Annotated in this window: 20 protein-coding genes; 12 read left to right on the top strand and 8 right to left on the bottom strand. The window is 64.6% G+C overall.

All coding sequences use genetic code 11. The features are described from left to right. Positions 1-150 precede the first annotated feature (150 nt). Positions 151-1,995 (top strand): dihydroxy-acid dehydratase, encoded by a 1,845-nt coding sequence (ilvD, locus tag EJ073_RS17055; protein ID WP_126056780.1) that lies wholly within the window; start codon positions 151-153, stop codon positions 1,993-1,995. Positions 1,996-2,005: 10 nt separating this feature from the next. Here the strand turns inward: ilvD and EJ073_RS17050 are convergent, their stop codons facing one another. Then, the gene (locus tag EJ073_RS17050) at positions 2,006-2,446 is read right to left on the bottom strand and encodes a hypothetical protein (protein ID WP_126056779.1); all 441 of its coding nucleotides are present in this window, start codon (positions 2,444-2,446) and stop codon (positions 2,006-2,008) included. An 84-nt stretch (positions 2,447-2,530) separates the two neighbouring features. Then, positions 2,531-4,285: an ABC transporter ATP-binding protein gene (locus EJ073_RS17045; protein ID WP_126056778.1), complete on the bottom strand. Its 1,755-nt coding sequence runs from the start codon at positions 4,283-4,285 to the stop codon at positions 2,531-2,533. Between the two features lie 174 nt (positions 4,286-4,459). Between EJ073_RS17045 and EJ073_RS17040 the strand changes: the two genes are divergently transcribed. After that, entirely contained in the window at positions 4,460-5,740 is a 1,281-nt protein-coding gene (locus tag EJ073_RS17040; protein ID WP_126056777.1) for an amidohydrolase family protein, read from the top strand. An 82-nt stretch (positions 5,741-5,822) separates the two neighbouring features. After that, entirely contained in the window at positions 5,823-6,746 is a 924-nt protein-coding gene (locus tag EJ073_RS17035; RefSeq protein ID WP_126056776.1) for a DMT family transporter, read from the top strand. An 18-nt stretch (positions 6,747-6,764) separates the two neighbouring features. Here EJ073_RS17035 and EJ073_RS17030 read toward each other — a convergent pair whose 3' ends face one another. Next, on the bottom strand, positions 6,765-7,667 hold the full coding sequence (locus EJ073_RS17030) for a phosphotransferase family protein (RefSeq protein WP_126056775.1): 903 nt from the start codon (positions 7,665-7,667) through the stop codon (positions 6,765-6,767). Between the two features lie 110 nt (positions 7,668-7,777). Between EJ073_RS17030 and EJ073_RS17025 the strand changes: the two genes are divergently transcribed. Then, positions 7,778-8,410, top strand: a complete 633-nt coding sequence (locus EJ073_RS17025; protein WP_126056774.1) for a methyltransferase domain-containing protein — start codon at positions 7,778-7,780, stop codon at positions 8,408-8,410. 4 nt (positions 8,411-8,414) lie between these two features. Here the strand turns inward: EJ073_RS17025 and EJ073_RS17020 are convergent, their stop codons facing one another. Both EJ073_RS17020 and EJ073_RS17015 read right to left on the bottom strand, forming a co-directional pair. Beyond that, on the bottom strand, positions 8,415-10,856 hold the full coding sequence (locus EJ073_RS17020; RefSeq protein ID WP_126056773.1) for an FAD-dependent oxidoreductase: 2,442 nt from the start codon (positions 10,854-10,856) through the stop codon (positions 8,415-8,417). Next, positions 10,853-11,740: a phosphotransferase family protein gene (locus EJ073_RS17015; RefSeq protein WP_126056772.1), complete on the bottom strand. Its 888-nt coding sequence runs from the start codon at positions 11,738-11,740 to the stop codon at positions 10,853-10,855. The genes EJ073_RS17020 and EJ073_RS17015 overlap by 4 nt, the downstream gene beginning before the upstream one ends. Before the next feature lie 396 nt (positions 11,741-12,136). Here EJ073_RS17015 and EJ073_RS17010 point away from each other — a divergent pair, with 396 nt between their 5' ends. From EJ073_RS17010 to EJ073_RS16975, 8 genes are all read left to right on the top strand, one after another. Continuing rightward, positions 12,137-12,916 (top strand): DeoR/GlpR family DNA-binding transcription regulator, encoded by a 780-nt coding sequence (locus EJ073_RS17010; RefSeq protein ID WP_126056771.1) that lies wholly within the window; start codon positions 12,137-12,139, stop codon positions 12,914-12,916. 74 nt (positions 12,917-12,990) lie between these two features. Beyond that, positions 12,991-13,902 carry a LysR substrate-binding domain-containing protein gene (locus tag EJ073_RS17005; RefSeq protein ID WP_126056770.1) on the top strand — a complete coding sequence of 304 codons (912 nt, stop codon included), beginning with the start codon at positions 12,991-12,993 and terminating at the stop codon, positions 13,900-13,902. Positions 13,903-14,124: 222 nt separating this feature from the next. Next, positions 14,125-15,279, top strand: coding sequence for an ABC transporter substrate-binding protein (locus EJ073_RS17000; RefSeq protein ID WP_126059253.1), 1,155 nt, complete (start codon positions 14,125-14,127; stop codon positions 15,277-15,279). Positions 15,280-15,483: 204 nt separating this feature from the next. Next, entirely contained in the window at positions 15,484-16,482 is a 999-nt protein-coding gene (locus tag EJ073_RS16995; RefSeq protein WP_126056769.1) for an ABC transporter ATP-binding protein, read from the top strand. Further along, positions 16,479-17,447 carry an ABC transporter permease gene (locus tag EJ073_RS16990; RefSeq protein ID WP_126056768.1) on the top strand — a complete coding sequence of 323 codons (969 nt, stop codon included), beginning with the start codon at positions 16,479-16,481 and terminating at the stop codon, positions 17,445-17,447. The genes EJ073_RS16995 and EJ073_RS16990 overlap by 4 nt, the downstream gene beginning before the upstream one ends. Further along, the gene (locus EJ073_RS16985; RefSeq protein WP_126056767.1) at positions 17,437-18,252 is read left to right on the top strand and encodes an ABC transporter permease; all 816 of its coding nucleotides are present in this window, start codon (positions 17,437-17,439) and stop codon (positions 18,250-18,252) included. The genes EJ073_RS16990 and EJ073_RS16985 overlap by 11 nt, the downstream gene beginning before the upstream one ends. A 106-nt stretch (positions 18,253-18,358) precedes the next feature. Then, entirely contained in the window at positions 18,359-19,786 is a 1,428-nt protein-coding gene (locus tag EJ073_RS16980; RefSeq protein WP_126056766.1) for a gamma-aminobutyraldehyde dehydrogenase, read from the top strand. A gap of 193 nt (positions 19,787-19,979) precedes the next feature. Continuing rightward, the gene (locus tag EJ073_RS16975) at positions 19,980-20,681 is read left to right on the top strand and encodes a hypothetical protein (protein ID WP_126056765.1); all 702 of its coding nucleotides are present in this window, start codon (positions 19,980-19,982) and stop codon (positions 20,679-20,681) included. A gap of 68 nt (positions 20,682-20,749) precedes the next feature. Here EJ073_RS16975 and EJ073_RS16970 read toward each other — a convergent pair whose 3' ends face one another. The 3 genes from EJ073_RS16970 to EJ073_RS16960 all read right to left on the bottom strand — a co-directional run bounded on the left by EJ073_RS16970 (position 20,750) and on the right by EJ073_RS16960 (position 22,123). After that, positions 20,750-21,064, bottom strand: a complete 315-nt coding sequence (locus EJ073_RS16970; RefSeq protein ID WP_126056764.1) for a hypothetical protein — start codon at positions 21,062-21,064, stop codon at positions 20,750-20,752. A 132-nt stretch (positions 21,065-21,196) separates the two neighbouring features. Next, entirely contained in the window at positions 21,197-21,559 is a 363-nt protein-coding gene (locus tag EJ073_RS16965; RefSeq protein ID WP_126056763.1) for a nuclear transport factor 2 family protein, read from the bottom strand. Positions 21,560-21,643: 84 nt separating this feature from the next. Further along, on the bottom strand, positions 21,644-22,123 hold the full coding sequence (locus EJ073_RS16960; RefSeq protein WP_126056762.1) for a carboxymuconolactone decarboxylase family protein: 480 nt from the start codon (positions 22,121-22,123) through the stop codon (positions 21,644-21,646). Positions 22,124-22,189: the final 66 nt, after the last annotated feature.

Here is a 22,189-nt window from a genome sequence, read left to right as displayed (position 1 = left end):
GCGCGATCCGACAGCACCGTGCGATTTTTCTGGCGAAACCTGGCGCATCGCAAAAGCGTGGCCAGACCAGCCGACGACGTATATAAGGCCTGCGGCTCAATTCCGGCTTTCCGCGCCCTCCCGACGCGATATGACATTAAGGACAGGTCAATGCCCGCCTATCGTTCCCGCACCACCACCCATGGCCGCAACATGGCCGGCGCCCGCGGCCTGTGGCGCGCCACCGGCATGAAGGACAGTGATTTCGGCAAGCCGATCATCGCCGTGGTCAACTCCTTTACCCAGTTCGTGCCAGGCCATGTCCATCTGAAGGACCTCGGTCAGCTGGTCGCGCGCGAGATCGAGAAGGCAGGCGGCGTCGCCAAGGAATTCAACACCATCGCCGTCGATGACGGCATCGCCATGGGCCATGACGGCATGCTTTATTCGCTGCCGTCGCGCGAGCTGATCGCCGACTCCGTCGAATACATGGTCAACGCGCACTGCGCCGACGCCATGGTCTGCATCTCCAATTGCGACAAGATCACCCCCGGCATGCTGATGGCCTCGCTGCGCCTCAATATCCCGACCGTCTTCGTCTCCGGCGGGCCGATGGAAGCCGGCAAGGTGGTGCTGGCCGGCAAGGCACAGGCGCTCGACCTCGTCGACGCCATGGTCGCGGCCGCCGACGACAAGATCTCCGACGAGGACGTCAAGGTCATCGAGCGCTCGGCCTGTCCGACCTGCGGCTCCTGCTCCGGCATGTTCACCGCCAATTCGATGAACTGCCTGACCGAGGCGCTCGGCCTGTCGCTGCCCGGCAACGGCTCGACGCTCGCCACCCACGCCGACCGCAAGCGCCTGTTCGTCGAGGCCGGCCATCTGGTCGTCGATCTCGCCCAGCGCTACTACGAGCAGGACGACGAAAGCGCGCTGCCGCGCAGCATCGCTTCCAAGGGCGCGTTCGAGAACGCCATGGCGCTCGACATCGCCATGGGTGGCTCGACCAACACGGTGCTCCACATCCTCGCCGCCGCGTATGAGGGCGACGTCGACTTCACCATGGAAGACATCGACCGCCTGTCGCGCAAGGTGCCGGTGCTCTGCAAGGTGGCGCCCGCCAAGTCCGACGTGCACATGGAGGACGTCCATCGCGCCGGCGGCATCATGGCCATCCTCGGCCAGCTCGACCGCGCAGGGCTGATCAACCGCGATCTGCCGACGGTCCACACCGCGACGCTCGGCGAAGCGCTCGACCATTGGGACATTTCCCGCACCTCCGCTGCGAACGTGCGCGATTTCTTCCTCGCCGCTCCCGGCGGTGTGCCGACGCAGGTCGCCTTCAGCCAGGACCGCCGCTGGGACGAGCTCGACCTTGATCGCGAGAAGGGCGTCATCCGCTCGGCTGAGACGCCTTTCTCCAAGGACGGCGGCCTTGCCGTGCTGAAAGGCAATCTGGCCCTCGACGGCTGCATCGTGAAGACCGCCGGCGTCGATGAATCGATCCTGAAATTCACCGGTCCGGCCCGGGTCTTTGAGAGCCAGGATGCCTCGGTCAAGGCGATCCTCGGCAATGAGATCAAGGCGGGCGATGTCGTCGTCATCCGTTATGAGGGGCCGCGCGGCGGACCCGGCATGCAGGAAATGCTCTACCCGACCAGCTACCTGAAGTCGAAACGCCTCGGCAAGGCTTGCGCGCTGATCACCGACGGCCGCTTCTCGGGCGGCACGTCGGGTCTGTCGATCGGCCATGTCTCGCCGGAAGCCGCTGAAGGCGGCGCGATCGGCCTGGTCCGGGACGGCGACAGGATCGAGATCGACATCCCCAACCGCACCATCCGCCTTGCCATCAGCGACGCCGAGCTCGACGCCCGCCGCGCGGCGATGGCGGCAAAAGGCGCGGATGCCTGGAAGCCGGAGGAAAAGCGCAAGCGCAAGGTGACGACCGCGCTGCGTGCCTACGCCGCCTTCGCCACCAGCGCCGACAAGGGGGCGGTGCGGGTCGTGCCGGAGTGATCGATCGAGGTTAGTGGTACTGGCCGTACCAAGGCCATTCCGCATCCGGAAGATAGGGCCAATCCGTTCGGGTTGGCAGCGATCGCTTTGCGTCCTCCGCTTGCTGCGGCGTCAGGAAGATGCCGAAAAGATCATTTCCGCCGTTCAGCGCATAGAAGCGCACGTCCGAACCGGCGAGTTGGTCGTTGATGATCTTGAAGAACACGTAGGTGGCCGTACCCCAGCTTCTGCCCTCGCTTTCCGGAACGTCCGGAGCGTATAACACGTATTCCTGCCCGGCTGCGCGCACGGCATATCTGGTCGTGTGTGTGTCGACGCTCTCCTCGATTGCGGTCGGGTTTTTCACATACTGCCGAAGCTCGGGCAAAACCTCTTGATAGGTCGTCGCCATTCCTTGTTCGGCGAGATTTTCCGCGTCGAGGTGACGCGCCTTGTCGTAGTCGAGGGCCATTGCAGGAGATCGCACGGCAAGGGTGCCCAACAAGGCCGATCGTAGAAAGGATATGAGCCGAGCTGCGCGCACAATCGCACTCCGTTATGGCATCAGCTGATACTCATAAAGTTTCTGATACACCCCGCCCTGCTTGAGCAGGACCTTGTGCGGGCCGCTTTCCACCACCTTGCCGCCCTCCAGCACCACGATCGTGTCGGCCTGGTGCACCGTTGACAGACGGTGAGCGATGACGATCGTCGTGCGCCCGACAGTGAGCTGCTGCAGCGCGTCGCGGAACAGCGCCTCCGACTCGGCGTCGAGCGCGCTGGTCGCCTCGTCGAGCAGCAGGATCTCGGCGTCGCGCAGCATGGCGCGCGCGATCGAGATCCGCTGGCGCTGGCCGCCGGACAGCAGCGAGCCGTTCTCGCCCACCTCCGTCTCGTAGCCCTTGGCCATGGCGGTGATGAAGTCATGCGCGTTGGCCGCCTTGGCGGCGGCCATCACCTCCGCGTCGGTCGCGTCCTCCCGGCCGAGGCGGATGTTGTGCATGACGGTGCCGGCAAATAGGAAAGTGTCCTGGCTGACATAGGCGATCTTTCCCCTGAGCGAGGCGAGCGTCGCATGGGAGATGTCCTGGCCGTCGAACAGCACCTTGCCGTCCTGCGGGTCGTACATGCGCATGATCAGGTTGAGGATCGTCGACTTGCCGCTGCCTGAAGGGCCGACCAGCGCCGTCATCCTGCCCGCCGCGAGCGTGAGGTTGAAGCCCTCGAAGACTGGCTGGCTTTCCGGGTAGGCGAAGCTGACATCCTCGAAGCGGATTTCGCCGGGCCCAACCCGTAGCGGCCTCGCGTCGGGCTTTTCGGCCAGGGTCAGCGGCCGGTCGGCGAGCTGGAACATCATGCGCACGCCGACGATGCCGGTCTCCAGCGAAATGCGCACGCGCGCCAGGCGCTTCGCCGGCTCATAGGCGAGCAGCAGTGCCCCGATGAAGGCCATGATGTTGCCCGGCATCTGGCCGCCCTGCAAAACCAGGAAACCGCTCACAAAGACCGCGCCGGCGATCGCCAGTCCGGCGAGCGTTTCCATCACCGGACTGGTGGCGGCTTCCAGCGTGGCTATGTTGTTGGCGCGGTTCTCGACATCGGAAACCGCCGTGTACATGCGCTTGCGCATCGCGCCCTCGAGATTGAAGGACTTCACGACACGCACGCCGACGGCCGTCTCCTGCATCACATGCACGATCTGGCCGAGCGAGCGGAATTCCATCTTGGCAATCTGGCGGACGCGCTTCAGGATCCGGTTGACGCCATAGATGGCCACGGGCCCGATGACGAAGCAGATCAGGGACAGCGCCGGCTGCTGCCAGATCATGACCAATACCAGCACGATCAGCGTCACCAGGTCCCGCACATAAGACGTGACGACGAGGTCGAGCACGCTGCGCGCGGCCTGCGCATTGTTGGTCATGCGGGTGATCAGATCGGACGACGAGGTCGCATGGTAGAATTCTATGCCTTGCGCCAGGATGCGGTCATAGATCTTGCGCTGACGGTCGGCGATAATGGCGTTGCCGACGCGGCTCATGAAATAGGCCTGGACGAAATTGGCGACGCCCTTGAGAAGGAAGATCACCGCGACCCCGACCGCGATCAGATTGACGCGGTCGAGCCTCTTATAGATCACGAATTCATTGGTGATCTCTTTCAGGATCCAGGCGCTGGCGCCGGTCGTGGCGGCAACCACCAGCATCGACAGTATGGCGGCGCCATAGCCGAATTTGTGCTCGTGGAAGGATTCCCTCACCAGCCTCGCGATTAGGCGCTGGTTTTCCGTCGAGCGGAAGATGCGAAACAATCGGCCGATCCCATGCCTGGCTGAAACGAATTTCGGATTCGCCACGAGGGCGAGAGGCGGCTTATAGAGCGAGTTGCCGCCGGATGGAACCTTTCGCACTTGCGGAACGAAACGACCGTGGCAGGGTGTCTTTTGCGCCACGACGGCAAGCTGATTCTTCAGGGGATGACGCAGATGGATTTCGACCTCATCGTGCGCGGCGGCACGCTGCCTGATGGCAGGGTTGCCGACATCGGCATCGCCGGCGAGACGATAGCGGCGATCGAGCCCGAACTCGCCGCCAAGGCAGGGGACGTGATCGACGCGCGTGGCAATCTGGTTTCGCCGCCCTTCGTCGACCCGCATTTCCACATGGACGCCACGCTCTCCTACGGCATTCCGCGCATCAACGCGTCGGGCACGCTGCTCGAAGGCATCGCGCTGTGGGGCGAGCTGAAGCCGCTGTTGACGCATGAGGCGGTGCGGGAACGGGCGCTCGCCTATTGCGACTGGGCGGTGTCGATGGGGCTGCTTGCCATCCGCACCCATGTCGATGTCTGTGACGACCGGCTGCTCGCGGTCGAAGCGCTCCTCGACGTCAGGAAGACGGTGGCGCCCTATATCGACCTGCAACTCGTCGCCTTCCCGCAGGACGGGCTTTACCGGTCGCCGACGGCTCGTGAAAACACCATCCGCGCGCTCGATCTCGGCGTCGACATTGTCGGCGGCATCCCGCATTTCGAGCGCACCATGGCCGACGGCACGCGCTCAGTAACCGAGCTCTGCGAAATCGCCGCCAAACGCGGTCTGATGGTCGACCTGCACTGCGACGAGACCGACGATCCGCTGTCGCGCCACATCGAACAGCTTGCCTATGAGACCGAGCGGCTCGGCCTGCAGGGCAGGGTGGCCGGTTCGCACCTCACCTCCATGCATTCGATGGACAACTACTACGTCTCCAAGCTGTTGCCGCTGATCGCCGAGGCCGGCGTGTCGGCGATCCCCAATCCGCTGATCAACATCATGCTGCAGGGCCGCCACGACACGTTCCCCAAGCGACGCGGCCTGACCCGGGTGAAGGAGATGCTGGCGCTTGGCATCCGCGTCGGCTGGGGCCAGGATTGCGTGCTCGACCCCTGGTATTCGCTGGGCACCGCCGACATGCTCGACGTCGCCTTCATGGGCCTGCATGTCGCCCAGATGTCGAGCCCTGCCGACATGGCGCGCTGTTTCGACATGGTCACCAACGTCAATGCCGCCATCATGGGCCTCGACCACCTCGGGCTTGCCGTCGGCAAGCGGGCGAGCCTCGTGGTACTCGACGCCGGCAATCCGATCGAGGCCGTGCGCCTGCGCCCCGATCGCCTCTGCGTTATCGCACGGGGCAAGGTGGTGGCGGAACGGACCAAACAGGAGACGCGCCTGTCGATTGCCGGCCGGCCGTCACAGGTGAACCGGCGGCACACATCGGCGTAGCGCCAGCCGATTCCCGGCGCTGGTCTTACCGATTGCCCGAATTCCGCTCGTCAAACCGGCTGCTTGCGTCTAGGGAGCCGGTATGGCTCCATCGCTCGCCCGCAACCTCACGATCAGGAACGTTCTCCTCGCCGGCATCCTCTTGATGCTGGCTGGCGATTTCATGTTCGCGCTGAACGATGCGATGGGCAAATGGCTGGTCGCTTCCTTCTCCGTCGGCCAGGTGGTGCTGGTCCGCTCGATCGGCGCTTTCATCGTGCTTGGCCCGATGATCGTCAGCCAAGGGCCCGGCAAGCTGTTCGATATGGAGCGGCCGGTCTTGCAGCTTCTGCGCGTTGTCGCCACCACGCTCGACACCGGGCTGTTCTATGCCGCCGTCGTCTACCTGCCGCTCGCCGACGTGATGAGCTTCTACATGGCCGGACCGATCTACGTCGCCGCGCTGTCGCATCTGCTGCTCGGCGAGAAGATCGGCTGGCGCCGCTGGCTGGCGATCGTGGTCGGCTTCTGTGGCGTGCTGGTCATCCTGAAACCTTCCTCGGCCGCCTTCTCGCTGTCGTCGGCCTATGCACTGATCGGCAGCATCGCTTTCGCCTTCGCCATCATCCTCAACCGTCGCCTGCGCGGCACCAGCGACACCACGCTCGTCACCTGGCAGACGATCGGCACGCTGCTGGTCGGTGGGGTCTTGACCATCGGCGCCTGGCGCACACCGTCCGCGCTCGATCTCGGCGCCCTGCTGCTGCTCGGCGTCGTCTCCTGCTCCGCGCACCTGATGATCACCAGGGCGCTGAAGCTGGCGCCGGCCTCGACGCTGGCGCCGCTGCATTACAGCCTGCTTCTGTGGGCGATCGTCTTCGGGCTGGCCTTCTTCGGCGACGTGCCGAGCCCCCGCATCCTGGTCGGTTCGGCGATTGTTGTGCTTGCCGGCATCTTCATCTTCCATCGCCAGAAGGTGGTGGAGACGGTGGTTCCCCCGGAGAACGTGCCGAAGGGCGTGAACTAGGGCTCGCAGTTCTGGCGGCTAACCCTTGCGTATCGCCGCAAGGTGCAGCGAGAACTCCGCCGTCTCCATCAACGCCTTGCAGCGGACGAAGCGGCCGTCGGCATAGGCGCGGAAATCGTCGACCGGATTGTTGTTGGCGAGCTGGATCAACCCCCACAGCGTCCAGAGAAGGTCGCACATGGCCTTGTAGATGACGACGCGGCCGCGCTCGGCGGGCTTCGGCGCGCGGCCGAAATAGGCGAGCATCAATTCCTCGTCCTGCGCGGCGTCGAACTTGCCTTCGACGGAGAGATCGCCGAGGTCCCAGTGCGGATCGTTCATGCCCGAATATTCCCAGTCGACGATCCACATCCGGTCGCCCGTATCGAGAAAATTCTCGCACAGCGGATCGCAGTGGCAGGCGACAATGGGAATGGGGTGGGTTGCAAGTGCCGCCCGCACGCTGTCGGCCTCCCGCACCACGTCGTGATAGCCTTCGGGCAGCGCGACATCCTTGGTCGACAGCACCTTGAGATAGTCGTCGATCATCGCAAACAGCTCGAAGCGGAAGGGAAACATCGCGCCGGATGAGTGCAGCTTGCGGAAGGCTTCCCCCGCGCGTGCCGGGCTGCCGGGCCTGGTCTTGAACTTCTCCGGCGACATCGTCTCGGCGCCGGCGACATAACGGGTCACCAGCACACCAGTTCCGGCGTCGGCATGCAGCACCTCGGGGCTGACGCCGGCCTTGGCCGCCTCGCGCGCCGCCACCGCCTCATTGGCACGGTTGATATACTCCTCGGTGCCCTTGCCGGGGATGCGCAGGCAAAGATCGCCGGCCCTGTAGACGAGATTGGTCAGGCCGCCGAGCCGCTCCAGCGGTCCCTGGTAGCCCGCCAGCACCGGAATCGCGGCCAATGCCGCGCGTGCCTCGTCCATCACTATGCCCCCGTGTTTACCTTCACACCTTGTTTATGGAGGAACGGTTCCACAATTTTCGCCATTTGGCTATCATCCGATCAGAGTCGACTCGATCAGGCGGCGGCAACAGAAAGATGGCAGACAGCAAGCATCTTGGACCGCTCACCGCGGCCTACGCGGCGAAGCGGCCGGAAGAGGTGGCAGCACTTTACGACCGCTGGTCCGAGACCTACGACGCCGACATGTCGGCGGCCGGTTATCGCCATCCGACGATCTGCCTGGCGCTGATCGCCCGCCATCTGCCGCGCGGCGCCGCGCCGCTGCTCGATGCCGGGGCCGGCACCGGCCTGATCGGCGAATGGCTTGCCATCACTGGCTACCCCGAGGTCGAGGCGCTTGATATTTCGCAAGGTATGCTGGACAGGGCTGCCGCCAAAGGCGTCTACACGGCGCTTCACTGCCTGGCGATGGGTGGGCCATTGCCCTTCGCGGACAACGCCTATGCCGGCATCGTCTCGGCAGGCGTCTTCACTTCAGGCCATGTCGGCGCCGAGGGTCTGGACGAGTTGATCCGCATCTGCCGGCCGGGCGGGGTGATCGTGCTGACGGTCAAGAACACGCTGTGGGAGGCCGGCTTTGCTAAGCGCGTCGCCGCGCTCGAGGCAGGGCGCACGGTCGGCTGCGTCGAAGAGACCGCGCCCTATGTCTCAATGCCCGGCGAGGCCGACACCGTGCCCAGCCGCGGCCTAGTCCTGCGCGTGATCTGAGGCCCTAGGCTTTGATCTTTTCCCCGGCCGGATCGTACAGCGGCTCGAGATGGATCTTTGCCGGCGTCCGCTCCATCGCCACCACCAGCTCATAGTCGCCGGAGGCGAGAAAATCGTCGCCCACGCCGGCTGCGTTGCGCACATAGCCGTAGCCGATGTTCCTGCCCAGCGTGTAGCCATAGCCGCCGCTGGTGAGGTAACCGACCGGCTCGCCGTTGCGCAGGATGGTCTCGCGTCCGACCAGCACGATCGCGGGGTCGTCGACAGTGAAGCCGGCAAAGCGTTTCTTCAGCGCCTCGCCGGCGGCGTTCTCTAGTGCCCTTCGGCCGACGAAGTCGGTGTTCTTGCGAAGCTTCACCGCCCAGCCGAGGCCAGCCTCCTGCGGCGTGTCGTTGGGCGTGATGTCGGAACCCCAGGCGCGGTAGCCTTTCTCCAGCCGCAGCGATTCCAGCGCCCGGTAGCCGATCGGGCGAATATCGTGCGCCTCGCCTGCCGCCATCAGCGCGTCGAACACCTCGCCGGTCGCCGCGATCGGCACATGCAGTTCCCAGCCGAGCTCGCCGACATAGGTGACGCGCAACGCCTTGACCGTGTGGCCGACGATCGTGATCTCGCGCGCATGGCCGAACGGGAAGGCGGCGTTGGAGACATCCGCGTCGGTCACTGCCGACAGCACGTCGCGGGCGCGCGGCCCCATCAGTGTCAGCGTGCCGAAATCCTCAGTGACATCCTTCAGCGCCACGTCGAGCCCCTTGCCGACATGGTCCTCGATCCATGACAGATCATGCGTGCGAAAACCGGTGCCGGTAACGATGTAGAACCTGTCCTCGCCGAGCCGAGAGACGGTCAGGTCCGCCTCGATGCCGCCGCGCGTGTTGAGGAGTTGCGTATAGGTCAGCCGGCCGACCGGCTTGTTGACGTCGTTTGCGCAGATCCAGTCGAGCGCTTTCAGGGCATCCGCGCCGGTCATCTCGTATTTGGCGAAGGACGACTGGTCGAAGATGCCAACCTTCTCGCGCACATGCCGATGTTCCTCGCCGACCGCCGGGAACCAGTTCTGCCGGCCCATGGAGTAAATGTCCTGCGGCTCCACAGCGTCGGGCGCGAACCAGTTCGGCCGCTCCCAGCCGAGCTTCGAGCCGAACACGGCGCGGTGCTGCCTCAGCCGCTCATAGAGCGGCGAGACGATGCGCGGCCGGCCCGACAGATATTCCTCATGCGGAAAGCCGATCGTGTAGTGCTTGCCGTAGGCTTCCAGCGTGCGGTCGCGCACCCATTGCCGATCGCGGTGCAGGTTGGAAAAGCGCCTGATGTCGACCACCCAGAGGTCGAGCGGCGCCTCGCCGTCGACCACCCATTGCGCCAGCACCCAGCCGGCGCCGCCGCCCGACGCGATGCCGAAGGCGTTGAAGCCGGCGCCGACGAACATGTTGGCGCATTCGGGTGCCGCGCCGAGGATGAAATTGCCGTCCGGCGTGAAGCTTTCCGGCCCATTGATCATCTGCTTGACGCCGGCATGGGCCAATGCCGGCACACGCTCGATCGCCTGCGCCATATGCTGCTCGAAATGATCGTAGTCGTCGTCGAACAGCCGGAATTCCCAGTCATTGGGAACGTCGCCTGTCGTCCAAGCTTGCGGGTTCGGCTCATAGCCGCCCATCACCAGCCCGCCGACCTCTTCCTTGAAATAGGTGCGGCGGTCGGGGTCGCGTATCGTCGGCGCGTCGGTCGCCAGCCCCTCGATCTTTTCGGTGATGATGTACTGGTGCTTGACCGGCTGCAGCGGCACGTTGATGCCGGCCATCGCGCCGACCTGGCGGGCCCACTGCCCGGCGCAGTTCACCACCTTGTCGCAGGCGATGTCGCCCTTGTCGGTCTTCACCGCGGTGATGCGGCCGTCCTTTATCGCGAAGCCGGTGACGCGCACCTCCTCGAACAGTTTCGCGCCATGTATGCGCGCGCCCTTGGCCAGCGACTGGGTGATGTCGGAGGGACTCGCCTGCCCGTCGGTCGGCAGCCAGGAGGCGCCGACGAGGTCGCCGGTCTCCATCAGCGGCCACATCTTTTTCACCTCGTCCGGCGACAGCAATTGCATGTCCATGCCGAAGCTTTTCGCCGTCGTCGCCAGCCGCCTGAACTCGGTCCAGCGGTCGGCATTGGTGGCCAGCCTGAGGCACCCGGTCATCTTCCAGCCGGTGGCGAGCCCGGTCTCGGCCTCCAGCCCCTTGTAGAGCTCGACGGAGTATTTCAGCACGCGCGTGATCGAGGCCGACGAACGCAACTGGCCGACCAGCCCGGCCGCGTGCCAGGTCGAGCCCGAGGTCAGCTTGCCCTGCTCCAGGAGCACGACATCTGCTTTGTGGTCGCGCGCCAGATGATAGGCCGTCGAGCAACCGATGATGCCGCCGCCGATGACGACGATTCCGGCGTGGCCGGGCAGGCTCATGGGGTCAGCCTTCCGTATTTCGTTTGGTAGCTTTCCAGCGCCGTCGCCAGCCGCGTCAGGTTTTCCTCGGTGTAGGCGACGTAGTCGATGCCGGGCGCGTCAAGATAGAGCTCGGAGACCATGCTCCACATCGCCTCGCGCAGCAGCGAGGCGCACTGCATGGCGGCGTGCGAGCGGCGGATCGCGTCGTCCGGCTCCTTCATGAAATAGGCGGTGAGCAGGGCGAAGGATTCGTCGTCGCTAAGCCCGGCATTCGAGGCGGCGCCCGCAAGGTCGAACATCGCCGTGTTGAAGCCGGCATACTCGAAGTCGATCAGCCACAGACGGCTGCCGTCGTCGAGAATATTGGCCGGCAAAAGATCGTTGTGGCCGAAGACGATCGGCAGCAACTTCTGCGCCCGCTCCAGCTCGTCTGCCAGCGCCAGGTAGCGGGGCAACTCGTCGCGTTTGCGGCTGCCGCCGTCCTCCAGCGTGCGTGCATAGTCGCGGATGACGTGGAACACCCAGAACATGAACCCGGCGCCGGAAATATGGCTAGGCATTTCGCGGTGGAAGCCGCGCATCAGTGCCGCGACGCGGCCGATATTGGCGCGCACGTCATCGCCCGTATAGGTCTTGGCACCGAGATACTGCGTCACCATGATGCCCGGCTCGGAGTAGCGCACCGCCGGCGCGAAGCCCGCGGCATGCGCCGCGCGCGAGGTCATCACCTCGCGCTCGCGAAAGACGTGGTGGAACGGAAAATCCTGGCCGAAGCGCACGACATGCCGGCCGGCCCCATCCTTGACCAGATAGTTGGCGTTGCTCAGTCCTCCCGGCAGCGGCTCAATGTCGATCGTGCCGGTCCAGCAGGGCAGGGCGCGGATGCGGTCTTCAATGGTCACGGTCTATCCCTGGTTCGGCGGCGCTTCGACAAACCGCCGCAGACATCGCGCGATGGAGATTGGTAAAGCAAAATCCTCGTCGGTGCGGGACGCCAGGACCGGTATCCCGCACCGCACCGACGAGCCCCTTGGCCAGGTTTGTGACCCCGGCATCCGCCCCCGCGGATCTGAAAATTCCTTGCGCCAGGCCCATTCCGGGCTGTCTGGCCGGTCAATTGCGGTTCTGCCCCGATTTGGCAGTTCCGAGCCTGTCATGCCCTTGATCTCACGCCAGTGTTGATCGGCTGTCAATCAAAAGCTGTGACTTTTTTTGGGTGTTTTGCCCGAAAATATGAGCATTTCCTTTAAAAACGGCAGGATTGCCCTAGAATCGGTCAAAATCCTGGAAACCCATATATGATCCATTCGAAACGGCATGGCGAGATCCTGCGGCTCCTGAACGAGGAGGGCACCATTACCATCGCGAGCCTGGCCGACCGGCTGGGAGTCTCGCTGGAGACCGTTCGCCGCGATGTCAAGCCGCTCACCCATGACGGGTCGATCCTGAAGATGCATGGCGCCGTCAGCCTGTCGGCGATGGCCGGCGAGGCGCCGTTCGAGCGGCGCATGCGCGAGAATGCCGACGCCAAGCGTGCCATCGCCCGCATGGTCGCCGCCACAATCCGCGACGGCGAGTCTGTCATGCTCGACACCGGCACGACCACCTCGTTCCTCGCTCGCGAACTTTTGGGCCACCGGCGGCTTACCGTCGTCACCAATTCGTCCGACATCGCCCGCACGCTGGCCACCGTCAACGGCAACAAGGTCTACATGGCCGGCGGCGAGTTGCGCAGTGATTCCGGCGCCGCTTTCGGCGTCTCGGCCATCGACTTCGTCAGCCGCTTCTCCGTCAGCCATGCGGTGATCTCCATCGGCGCGGTCGACGCCGTCGCCGGCCTGACGGACTACGATCTGGAAGAAGCCGAATTCGCCCGCATGGTGCTGTCGCGCGGCCAGCGCTCTGTGGTGATCACCGATCAAAGCAAGTTCGGCCGCCAGGGGCTGGTCCGGGTCTGCGGCTTCGACGGCTTCTCCGAACTCGCCACCGACCGGACGCCGCCGCGCGACATCGCCGCGGCGCTCGCCGAGGCCGGCGCGCGAATCAGCGTTGCGGCCGGCGAGGACGAGAGCCGGTAAGGCCAAGACAGCGATGCTGTGGGCCGGACAGCGGCCCGCTTTCCTTCCGCGCCTCGCCAGTGTTTAGTCCCGCCATGGCCTTCACCATCCGCCAGTTGCAGTTCTTCGTCGCCGTCGCCGAGCAGGGCACCGTGTCCGGCGCCGCGCAGAACCTCTCCATCTCGCAATCCTCGGTCACCGAGGCGATCAAGGAACTGGAAAGCGACCTCGGCGTCGAACTGTTCGAGCGCCATCCGCGCGGCCTCAACATCACCCACAAGGGCCACCAGTTCCTGCGCCACGCGACCAAGATCCTCGCCGATGTGTCGGACGCCCGCCGCGCCTTCTTCGGCGACCAGCTGGTGACCGGCGGCCGCCTCCAGCTCGGCGTCACCTCGCTGGTCGCCGGCTATGTGCTGTCCGATCTTCTCGCCCGCTACCGTCGCGCCTATCCCGGTGTCGAGGTCTCGGCCATCGAGGACAATGGCGACTATCTCGAGCACCTTTTGATCGGCGGCAAGCTCGACATCGCCGTCATGGTCACCTCGAACCTGCGCGACCGCACCGCGCTGCAGTCGGAAATCCTCGAGGTCTCGGCCTATCGCCTGTGGGTGCCGCTCAGCCACAAACTCGCCAGCGCCGACATTATCGATCTCAGCGACATCGTGTCGGAGCCGCTGATCATGCTGACCGTCGACGAGATCGAGGAGAACACCGGCAAGCTGCTCGCGGCGCTCGGCGCCAGGCCGCATGTCGCCTTCCGCACCCGCTCGGTCGAGGCGGTGCGCAGCCTCGTCGCCACCGGCGCCGGCGTGGCGCTGCTGCCCGACCTCGTCTACCGGCCATGGTCGCTGGAAGGCGACCGCATCGAGTCGCGCGATATTTCCGGCGCCTTGCCGGTGGTCCAGGTCGGCATGGTCTGGCGCCGCGGCTCCAGCCTGCCGCAGGCCGCGCGCGACTTCATCGGCCTTGCCCAGTCGCAGCGCATGGTCCGCCAGCGTCCGTGACAAGCTGGCCGCCTTTATCCATCGGAAAAACCGATATCGCCTTTCTGATAAATGAATTTGCGAAACCGGGAATTTCGCAGCAACCTCCGGTTAGGGAACCAAAAGCCGCCGCTGAGTGCGGCCCCTTGGAGCGCCGCCCATTTTCCTGGTTGGTGGACGCTTCAATGTTTTGAGGGTGCGCATGATCTTATCGGAGACATGCGCCAAAATGGGAGATCGATGATGAATTCATTCCTGAAGTCGTGCACTGCATTGACGGTCGCGCTGACCTTCTCCGGCCAGGCCATCGCCCAGGTCAAGGAGCTCGGCAAGGGCGAGGGCGAGGTCAACATCGTCGCCTGGCCGGGCTATATCGAGCGCGGCGAAACCGACAAGGGTTATGACTGGGTGACCGCTTTCGAGAAGGAGAGCGGCTGCAAGGTCAACGTCAAGACCGCCAACACGTCGGACGAGATGGTCTCGTTGATGAACGAGGGCGGCTTCGACCTCGTCACCGCGTCGGGCGATGCTTCGTTGCGCCTCGTCGCCGGCAAGCGCGTGCAGCCGATCAACACCGATCTCGTCCCGAGCTGGAAGAGCGTCGACGACCGGCTGAAGGACGCCCCCTGGTTCACGGTCGACAAGGTGCACTACGGCGTTCCCTATCAATGGGGCCCGAACGTGCTGATGTACAACACCGACGTCTTCAAGGAAGCGCCCAAGAGTTGGAGTGTCGTCTTCGAGGAGATGAAGCTGCCCGACGGCAAGTCGAACAAGGGCCGCGTCCAGGCCTATGACGGTCCGATCCACATCGCCGATGCCGCCAACTACCTCATGTTCCACAAGCCGGAGCTCGGCATCAAGGATCCCTACGAGCTGACCGAGGACCAGTACAAGGCGGCGCTCGACCTGCTGCGCGTCCAGCGCACGCTGGTCGGCCGCTACTGGCACGATGCCGCGATCCAGGTCGACGACTTCCAGAACGAGGGCGTGGTCGCCTCGGGCTCGTGGCCGTACCAGGTCAACACGCTGGTCGCCGCCAAGAAGCCGGTCTCCTCGACCATTCCCGAGGAGGGCGTCACCGGCTGGGCCGACACCACCATGATGGAGGCCGACGCCGCCCATCCGAACTGCGCCTATATGTGGATCGAGCACTCGCTCTCGCCTAAGGTGCAGGGCGATGTCTCCGCCTGGTTCGGCTCGCTCCCGGTGGTGCCGGCCGCCTGCAAGGGCAACGAGCTGCTCGGCGAGGAAGGCTGCAAGACCAACGGCTACGACAATTTCGACAAGATCAAGTTCTGGAAGACGCCGGTGTCGAAATGCGCCAGCGAGAACGACCAGTGCGTGCCCTATTACCGCTGGGTGTCGGACTATATCGGCGTCATCGGCGGACGGTGAGTTCTTGCCCTCCCAGTGCGGGAGGGACGACGCGCAGCGTCGGGGTGGTTTGGCCGGGCAGGTTCCCCGCTACCACTCCGCCCGCGGCTTCCCCGCGACCTCCTCGTTGAGGGGGAGGTGAAGTGCCGTAGCATTCGCGCTGCCCGCTTGCTGGCGGCGAGAGCGATTTCGACCAAAGACAAACCGGCTAAAGACTGACAACTCATGACCTCGGCCGTATCCTTTCAAAAAGTCTCCCGCCATTTCGGCAGCGTTCGCGCCGTCGACGCCGTCGATCTCGACATCGCGCCTGGCGAGTTCTTCGCCATGCTTGGCCCGTCGGGCTCCGGCAAGACAACTTGCCTGCGCCTGATTGCCGGTTTCGAGCAGCCGACGTCGGGCTCGATCTCGATCTTCGGCGAGCGCGCTGAGGGCGTTCCACCCTATCGGCGCAACGTCAACACCGTCTTCCAGGACTATGCGCTGTTTCCGCATCTCAACGTGCTCGACAACGTCGCCTACGGGCTGATGGTCAAGGGCGTCGGCAAGCCGCAACGGCACAGGGCGGCGGAAGAGGCGCTGTCGCTGGTCAGGCTTCCGGGCTACGGCGGCCGCCGTCCAGGCCAACTCTCCGGCGGCCAGCGCCAGCGCGTTGCGCTCGCCCGCGCGCTCGTCAACCAGCCCAAGGTGCTGCTGCTCGACGAGCCGCTCGGCGCGCTCGACCTCAAGCTGCGCGAGAACATGCAGGAGGAATTGAAGTCGCTGCAGAAAGTGCTCGGCATCACCTTCGTCTTCGTCACCCACGATCAGGGCGAGGCGCTGTCGATGGCCGATCGGGTCGCCGTGTTCAACGACGGCAAGATCATGCAGATCGGCACCCCGGAAGACATCTACCAGCGCCCGAAGACGCGCTTCGTCGCTGATTTCGTAGGCTCCTCCAACGTGCTGCCGCCGGATTTCGTCCAGCGCTATTCCGGCCAGCGTCGCTGGGGCAGTCTGCGCCCCGAATCCATCCGTATCGCGCGCGAGGCGAGCGGCGACGGCGTTGCCGCCCGCCTGGTCTCGACCAACTATCTCGGCGCGACCACCAGGCTGGCGCTCGATGCCGACGGCTTGCGGCTGCACGCCGTGGTGCCCGCGGGCGTCGCGCTGCCGGTGGAAGGTGAAGCCGTCATGCTCACCTTCAACCGCGATCAACTGCACTTGATGGATGAGCCGGCATGAGCATCGAGGCGACGATACAGTCGAAGGTTGCCCCCGCCATCCTGCCGGGCAGCGGCGGGCCGCGCGGCGCGCTGTCCGACCTCTTCTGGCGCCGGCCGAAGCTGTTGCTGCTGCTCATGCTGCTGCCGCCAGTGCTGTGGCTCGGCATCGTCTACGTCGGCTCGCTGTTCGCCCTGCTGGCGCAAAGTTTTTTCTCCATCGACGAGTTCTCCGGCCTCATCAACCGCGAGTTCACGCTGAAGACCTATGGCGACCTGTTCCAGGCCGCCAATCTCGACATCATCCTGCGCACGGTGACGATGGCGGCCCTCGTCACGCTCGCCTCGGCGATCATCGCCTTCCCCATCGCCTACTATGCGGCGCGCTATGCGCGCGGCCGCTGGAAGGCGCTGTTCTATCTTGGCGTCATGCTGCCGCTGTGGTCGAGCTACCTGGTCAAGGTCTATGCCTGGAAGCTCATCCTCGCCAAGGAAGGCATCCTCACCTGGCTGCTCGGCAAGCTGAACCTGTTGTGGCTGCTCGACGCCTGGCTGGCGCTGCCCGTCGTCGGCGGCAATTCGCTGTCGGTCTCCTTTACGGGCACCTTCATCGCCTTCGTCTATGTCTGGCTGCCGTTCATGATCCTGCCCGTCCAGGCGGCGCTCGAGCGCGTGCCGGGCAATCTGGTCGAGGCCTCGTCCGACCTCGGCGCCTCGCCCGGCCAGACCTTCCGCAACGTGCTGTTCCCGCTGGCGCTGCCCGGCATCGTCGCCGGCTCGATCTTCACCTTCTCGCTGACACTGGGCGACTACATCATCCCGCAGATCATCGGCACCTCGCGCCTGTTCATCGGCCAGGCCGTCTATTCGCAACAGGGCACGGCCGGCAACATCCCGCTCGCCGCCGCCTTCACCGTGGTGCCCATCGTCATCATGGGCTTCTACCTCTGGGGCGCCAAGCGCATGGGGGCCTTCGATGCGCTCTGACGGCTCGCCTTCCGCCCCGCTCGGCCTGAAGATCGCCGCCGCCTTCGGCCTGCTCTTCCTGCACCTGCCGATCCTGCTGATCTTCGTCTATGCCTTCACGACCGAGGAGAAGAGCTTCGTCTGGCCGCCGCCGGGGCTGACCACGCAATGGTTCGCCGTCACCTGGAACCGGCCGGATGTGTGGGAGGCGCTGTCGCTGTCGATCCGCGTCGCCGCCATCTCGACGGCGATCGCGCTGGTGCTGGGCACGCTCTGCGCCGCCGCCGTCTCGCGCACGCGCTTCTTCGGCCGCGAGACCATCTCTTTGCTGGTCATCCTGCCGATCGCGCTGCCCGGCATCATCACCGGCATCGCGCTGCGCTCGGCCTTCGCGCTGGCCGACATCCCGTTCTCGTTCTGGACGATCGTGCTCGGCCACGCCACCTTCTGCGTGGTCGTCGTCTATAACAATGCCGTCGCGCGCTTCCGCCGCACCTCCGGCTCCATGATCGAGGCCTCGATGGACCTCGGCGCCGACGGCTTTCAGACCTTCAGGCATGTCGTGCTGCCCAACATCGCCACCGCGCTGCTTGCCGGCGGCATGCTCGCCTTCGCGCTGTCCTTCGACGAGGTCATCGTCACCACCTTCACCGCCGGCCAGCAGCAGACCGTGCCGATCTGGATGCTTGAGGAACTGATCCGCCCGCGCCAGCGCCCGGTCACCAATGTCGTGGCCATGGTCGTGGTTCTGGTGACGCTGCTGCCGATCCTCCTTGCCTATTACCTGACCCGCGACGGCGACCAGATCGCTGGTTCGGGCAAATGAAGAACAGCGAATAGGGAATAGCCAATAGCGAATAAGGGAAAAGTCGACCGCCAACCCTATTCGCTACTCGCTATTCGCTACTCGCTCCTGATCAAGGAGAAATCTTATGGACACCCAGATGCTGATCGGCTCGACCTTCGAGAAGGGCGCCGAGACCGAGGAGCCGATCCTCAATCCGAAGAACGGGGCGACCATTCTCAACCTGCCAGAAGCCAGCCCGGCGCAGATCGAGGCGGCTGTCAGTGCCGCCGAGCAGGCGTTCGTCAGTTGGTCGCGCACCACGCCGGCGCAGCGCTCCGGCTACCTCTTGAGGATTGCCGACCGCATTGAGGCCGAGGCGAAGGAATTTGCAGCACTGGAGGCGCTGAACTGCGGCAAGCCGATCAACGCCGTGCTCAATGACGAGATCCCGGCGATCGTCGACTGCTACCGCTTCTTTGCCGGTGCCGTCCGCTCCATGCCCGGCCAGGTCGCCGGCGAATACCTGCCCGGTCACACCTCGATGGTCAGGCGCGACCCGATCGGCGTCGTCGCCTCCATCGCGCCATGGAACTACCCGCTAATGATGATGGCCTGGAAGCTGGCGCCGGCGATCGGCGGCGGCAACACCGTCGTCTTCAAGCCGTCCGAGCAGACGCCGCTGACGGCGCTGAAGCTGGCCAGGATTCTCGCCGAGATCCTGCCGGAAGGCGTGGTCAACGTCGTGCTCGGCCGCGGCGAAAGTGTCGGCAACACACTGATCAACCATGCCAAGGTCAACATGATCTCGATCACCGGCGACGTCGCCACCGGCAAGAAGGTGCTGCAGGCGGCCGCCAAGTCGGTCAAGCGCACGCATCTGGAACTCGGCGGCAAGGCGCCTGTCATCGTCTTCGACGACGCCGATCTCGGCGCGGTCGTCAACGGCCTGCGCGCCTTCGGCTATTATAATGCCGGCCAGGACTGCACAGCCGCCTGCCGCATCTACGCCGGCAAGAAGGTCTACGAAAGACTGGTCGCCGATCTCTCCTCAGCCGTCTCGACCATCAGGTACAACCGCCCGGACGATACCGAAAACGAGATCGGCCCGCTGATTTCGCGCCGCCAGCGCGACCGCGTGTCGAGCTTCGTCGAGCGCGCCTCGGAGCTGAAGCACATCGAGATCACCACAGGCGGCAAGCCGGGCGAGGGCTCGGGTTTCTACTACCAGCCGACGGTCGTCGCCGGCGCGCTGCAGGAGGACGAGATCGTGCGCCGCGAGGTGTTCGGCCCGGTCGTCTCGATCACCCGCTTCTCGGAAGTCGACGAAGCGGTAAACTGGGCCAATGACAGCGACTACGGCCTTGCCTCGTCGGTGTGGACCAAGGATGTCTCGCGCGCCATGGCGACCGCCGCCCGCCTGCAATATGGCTGCACCTGGATCAACACCCACTTCATGCTGACCAACGAGATGCCGCATGGTGGGCTGAAGCAGTCCGGCTACGGCAAGGACATGTCGCTCTACGCGTTGGAGGACTACACCGCCGTCCGCCATGTGATGGTGGCGTATGGCTAGCGCCTAACCTCAGAAGCGTTCGGAAGTAAGGATGGAGGGGCTTTCCGCCATCCTTAAAGTATTCACCTCACCGGTTGCTGTCTGTTAATCCTGTTGCACTGTCGCCACATGGCGACAGACGGCAGATTTACTGAATATTCAACCTGTGCGAGCAGCTTTGCCAGCGGGAAACCGCACAGCGGGGGGTTCGCGCATGACCGTCTCGAAGATCAAGCTGACAATGATCGGCGGCTTCTGCCTGCTGGTTGCCTTCTTCTGTGCCAGGGACATCATCGCCAAGAGCGGCTGGCCGCAAGTGCCGGCCGAGATCACGGCGGTCACGGTCGAATGCCTGATGGAATCGACCCAGCACAGGATCGTCTACAAGACGGTCAGCAGGGCCTCGATCCCATGCGAATTGGTTGAAGCATTCAAGTCGGTCCATGCCGACAAGGAATGGACGGTGAAACAGAAATTCACCGGCACCTTGCGCGTCGGCGCCGGCGCGGACGCCGTCGAGGCGACCATGGACTTGAACAAGAGCGGGGGGCGTGAGCCGCAGGTAGGCGACAAGCTCGTGGTTGTTCAGAATCCGGCGAAGGCGACCCAGGTCGAACGGGCCGGCATGACCGGCACGCGTGTCATGCTGGCCGTTGGTGCGGCGGCGCTCGGCGCCCTGCTCTTGTTCCTCGCGTTCAGGCGCCCGCGTCCGTCGTCCGCGAATGTGGCGGCCGCAGGCTTGCCGGGAGACAACGCCTCCGAGCGCGCGCGCCAGGCGGACGCCATGATCGCTGCGGCATTGGCCAAACAGGCTACCTTGAACAATCAGGGCCCGGCAGGCCGCCAGGCGGCCGCAGGGCTGGCGCGGGAAGCACGTCTTTCGGGTCAGCGCACGAGTTTCGGCCGCAAGAGCTAACCGACGCCTGTCGCCCAAAAACCGTGAGCGGCTCTGGGCGACAGGCATCTAATTGGGGGCCAGCGCGGCTACTCGACGATCCGGAAGATCTGCCAGACATTGGTGCCCGATACGACAAAGGGCTCCATCGCCTTGCCCCATTTGGCATGCGCCTCGATCTTGCCGAGCTTGGCGAAGAATGCCTCCAGCTGGGCCAGGCTTTCGACCTCGTGGTGCGACTCGATCCGCGATTCATGCGCACCGATCGATCCGGTCATGATCTGGAACTTCAAATCGGCGATGCCGACCTGCGATCCGACCTCGCGCTCCCATTGCCGCATCATGTCGAGCACGGTCTGCTTGTGACCGAACTTGGCGTCGATCTGCCATCTGGCGCTGAACATCGTCGTTCTCCTCCGAGGTTGCGGCCCGAGCATGATCGGGTTCGGAAAGGATCATGCTCCGACACTGGAATGGAGCCCCTCCCGCTTCGATCGGGATGGACAGGCTCCGCTGTTGAATTATCCGCAGTTCACCTACTCGTCCCAGGCCTGCACGACGGTCTGCCTCGCGATCCGGCCGTTCTTCAGCTCCAGCATCGCCGCGCAGAACACCTTGGTGCCGTCCGGATAGGCGCAGGCCTGGGTGAAGGCGAGGTTGGCGCCATCGGCGATGGTGGTGTCGACCTTATGGGTCATCGCCCGGCTGCAGATGTCGTCCCAGAAGGTGGTGATCGCCGCGCGGCCGCGGATTTCGCGCGGCTTGCTCGGCGGATTGTTGCGGTCGATCACCCGCACCAGCGCGTCGTCGGTGTAGAAGCTCGCCAGCAGCTTGCCGTCGCGGCCTTCGATTGCCTTCTTGATCGCAGCGCCGTCCACCAGTTGAGTTTTGGTCAGCATTTTCTCCTCCATGGCCCGCCGTCAGGCGGGACGTTCGATTGATCGGAGCGCTGCCCGGCACCAGCGCCGGGCAGGCGCATTTCCTCATTGCGACTTCGCCTTGACGGCGGCGAACAGGTCGTCGGTCTGCTTCTTGAAGGAGGCGAGATCGACCTGGCTGCCGTTGAGGATCGTCGACCAGTGGCGCACGATGGCCGCCATCGCGATCGCCTCCTTGATCTCCTCGTCGGTCGCGCCGTTGAGCTTGGCCGCCTCGGTGTGGAAGTAGATCAAGTACTGGCACGGAATCTGCGAGGCCACCGCAAGGCCCATCAGTTCCTTGGTCTTGCCGTCGAGCGCGGTGTTGGGATTGAGCTGCACGCCCTTGATCTCGGCCCAGGCGCCGGCAACCGCCACATCGGGCAGCGTCTTGAACATGTCGGGCACTGAACCGAGCGTCGCCTGGATGTCCTTGTAGGCAGCGGTGGCCGAGGCGTCTTCGGCTTTGGCGGGAGCAAGAGTGAAGACCGCGCCGATGCCTGCCGCGATCACCAGCGATTTGAATGTCCGGTTCGACTTCTCCATCTCATCTTCCATTGGCAGGTGCTTCGCGGCGAAATCCGCCTGTCCTGCATGGAGAAAATCCTAGCG

This window comes from Mesorhizobium sp. M4B.F.Ca.ET.058.02.1.1, from assembly GCF_003952505.1.
In the GTDB taxonomy this organism is placed as follows: Bacteria; Pseudomonadota; Alphaproteobacteria; order Rhizobiales; family Rhizobiaceae; genus Mesorhizobium.
Note: the sequence above shows the minus strand (reverse complement) of the source record. Positions and strands in the feature narration are given on the sequence as shown.

Excerpts from the sequence above, each read along its gene's own strand:
- ilvD (WP_126056780.1), top strand. The coding sequence starts at position 151 with ATGCCCGCCTATCGTTCCCGCACCACCACCCATGGCCGCAACATGGCC.
- EJ073_RS17050 (WP_126056779.1), bottom strand. The coding sequence starts at position 2,446 with ATGGCCCTCGACTACGACAAGGCGCGTCACCTCGACGCGGAAAATCTC.
- EJ073_RS17040 (WP_126056777.1), top strand. The coding sequence starts at position 4,460 with ATGGATTTCGACCTCATCGTGCGCGGCGGCACGCTGCCTGATGGCAGG.
- EJ073_RS17035 (WP_126056776.1), top strand. The coding sequence starts at position 5,823 with ATGGCTCCATCGCTCGCCCGCAACCTCACGATCAGGAACGTTCTCCTC.
- EJ073_RS17025 (WP_126056774.1), top strand. The coding sequence starts at position 7,778 with ATGGCAGACAGCAAGCATCTTGGACCGCTCACCGCGGCCTACGCGGCG.
- EJ073_RS17020 (WP_126056773.1), bottom strand. The coding sequence starts at position 10,856 with ATGAGCCTGCCCGGCCACGCCGGAATCGTCGTCATCGGCGGCGGCATC.
- EJ073_RS17010 (WP_126056771.1), top strand. The coding sequence starts at position 12,137 with ATGATCCATTCGAAACGGCATGGCGAGATCCTGCGGCTCCTGAACGAG.
- EJ073_RS17005 (WP_126056770.1), top strand. The coding sequence starts at position 12,991 with ATGGCCTTCACCATCCGCCAGTTGCAGTTCTTCGTCGCCGTCGCCGAG.
- EJ073_RS17000 (WP_126059253.1), top strand. The coding sequence starts at position 14,125 with ATGAATTCATTCCTGAAGTCGTGCACTGCATTGACGGTCGCGCTGACC.
- EJ073_RS16995 (WP_126056769.1), top strand. The coding sequence starts at position 15,484 with ATGACCTCGGCCGTATCCTTTCAAAAAGTCTCCCGCCATTTCGGCAGC.
- EJ073_RS16990 (WP_126056768.1), top strand. The coding sequence starts at position 16,479 with ATGAGCATCGAGGCGACGATACAGTCGAAGGTTGCCCCCGCCATCCTG.
- EJ073_RS16985 (WP_126056767.1), top strand. The coding sequence starts at position 17,437 with ATGCGCTCTGACGGCTCGCCTTCCGCCCCGCTCGGCCTGAAGATCGCC.
- EJ073_RS16980 (WP_126056766.1), top strand. The coding sequence starts at position 18,359 with ATGGACACCCAGATGCTGATCGGCTCGACCTTCGAGAAGGGCGCCGAG.
- EJ073_RS16975 (WP_126056765.1), top strand. The coding sequence starts at position 19,980 with ATGACCGTCTCGAAGATCAAGCTGACAATGATCGGCGGCTTCTGCCTG.
- EJ073_RS16970 (WP_126056764.1), bottom strand. The coding sequence starts at position 21,064 with ATGTTCAGCGCCAGATGGCAGATCGACGCCAAGTTCGGTCACAAGCAG.
- EJ073_RS16965 (WP_126056763.1), bottom strand. The coding sequence starts at position 21,559 with ATGCTGACCAAAACTCAACTGGTGGACGGCGCTGCGATCAAGAAGGCA.
- EJ073_RS16960 (WP_126056762.1), bottom strand. The coding sequence starts at position 22,123 with ATGGAGAAGTCGAACCGGACATTCAAATCGCTGGTGATCGCGGCAGGC.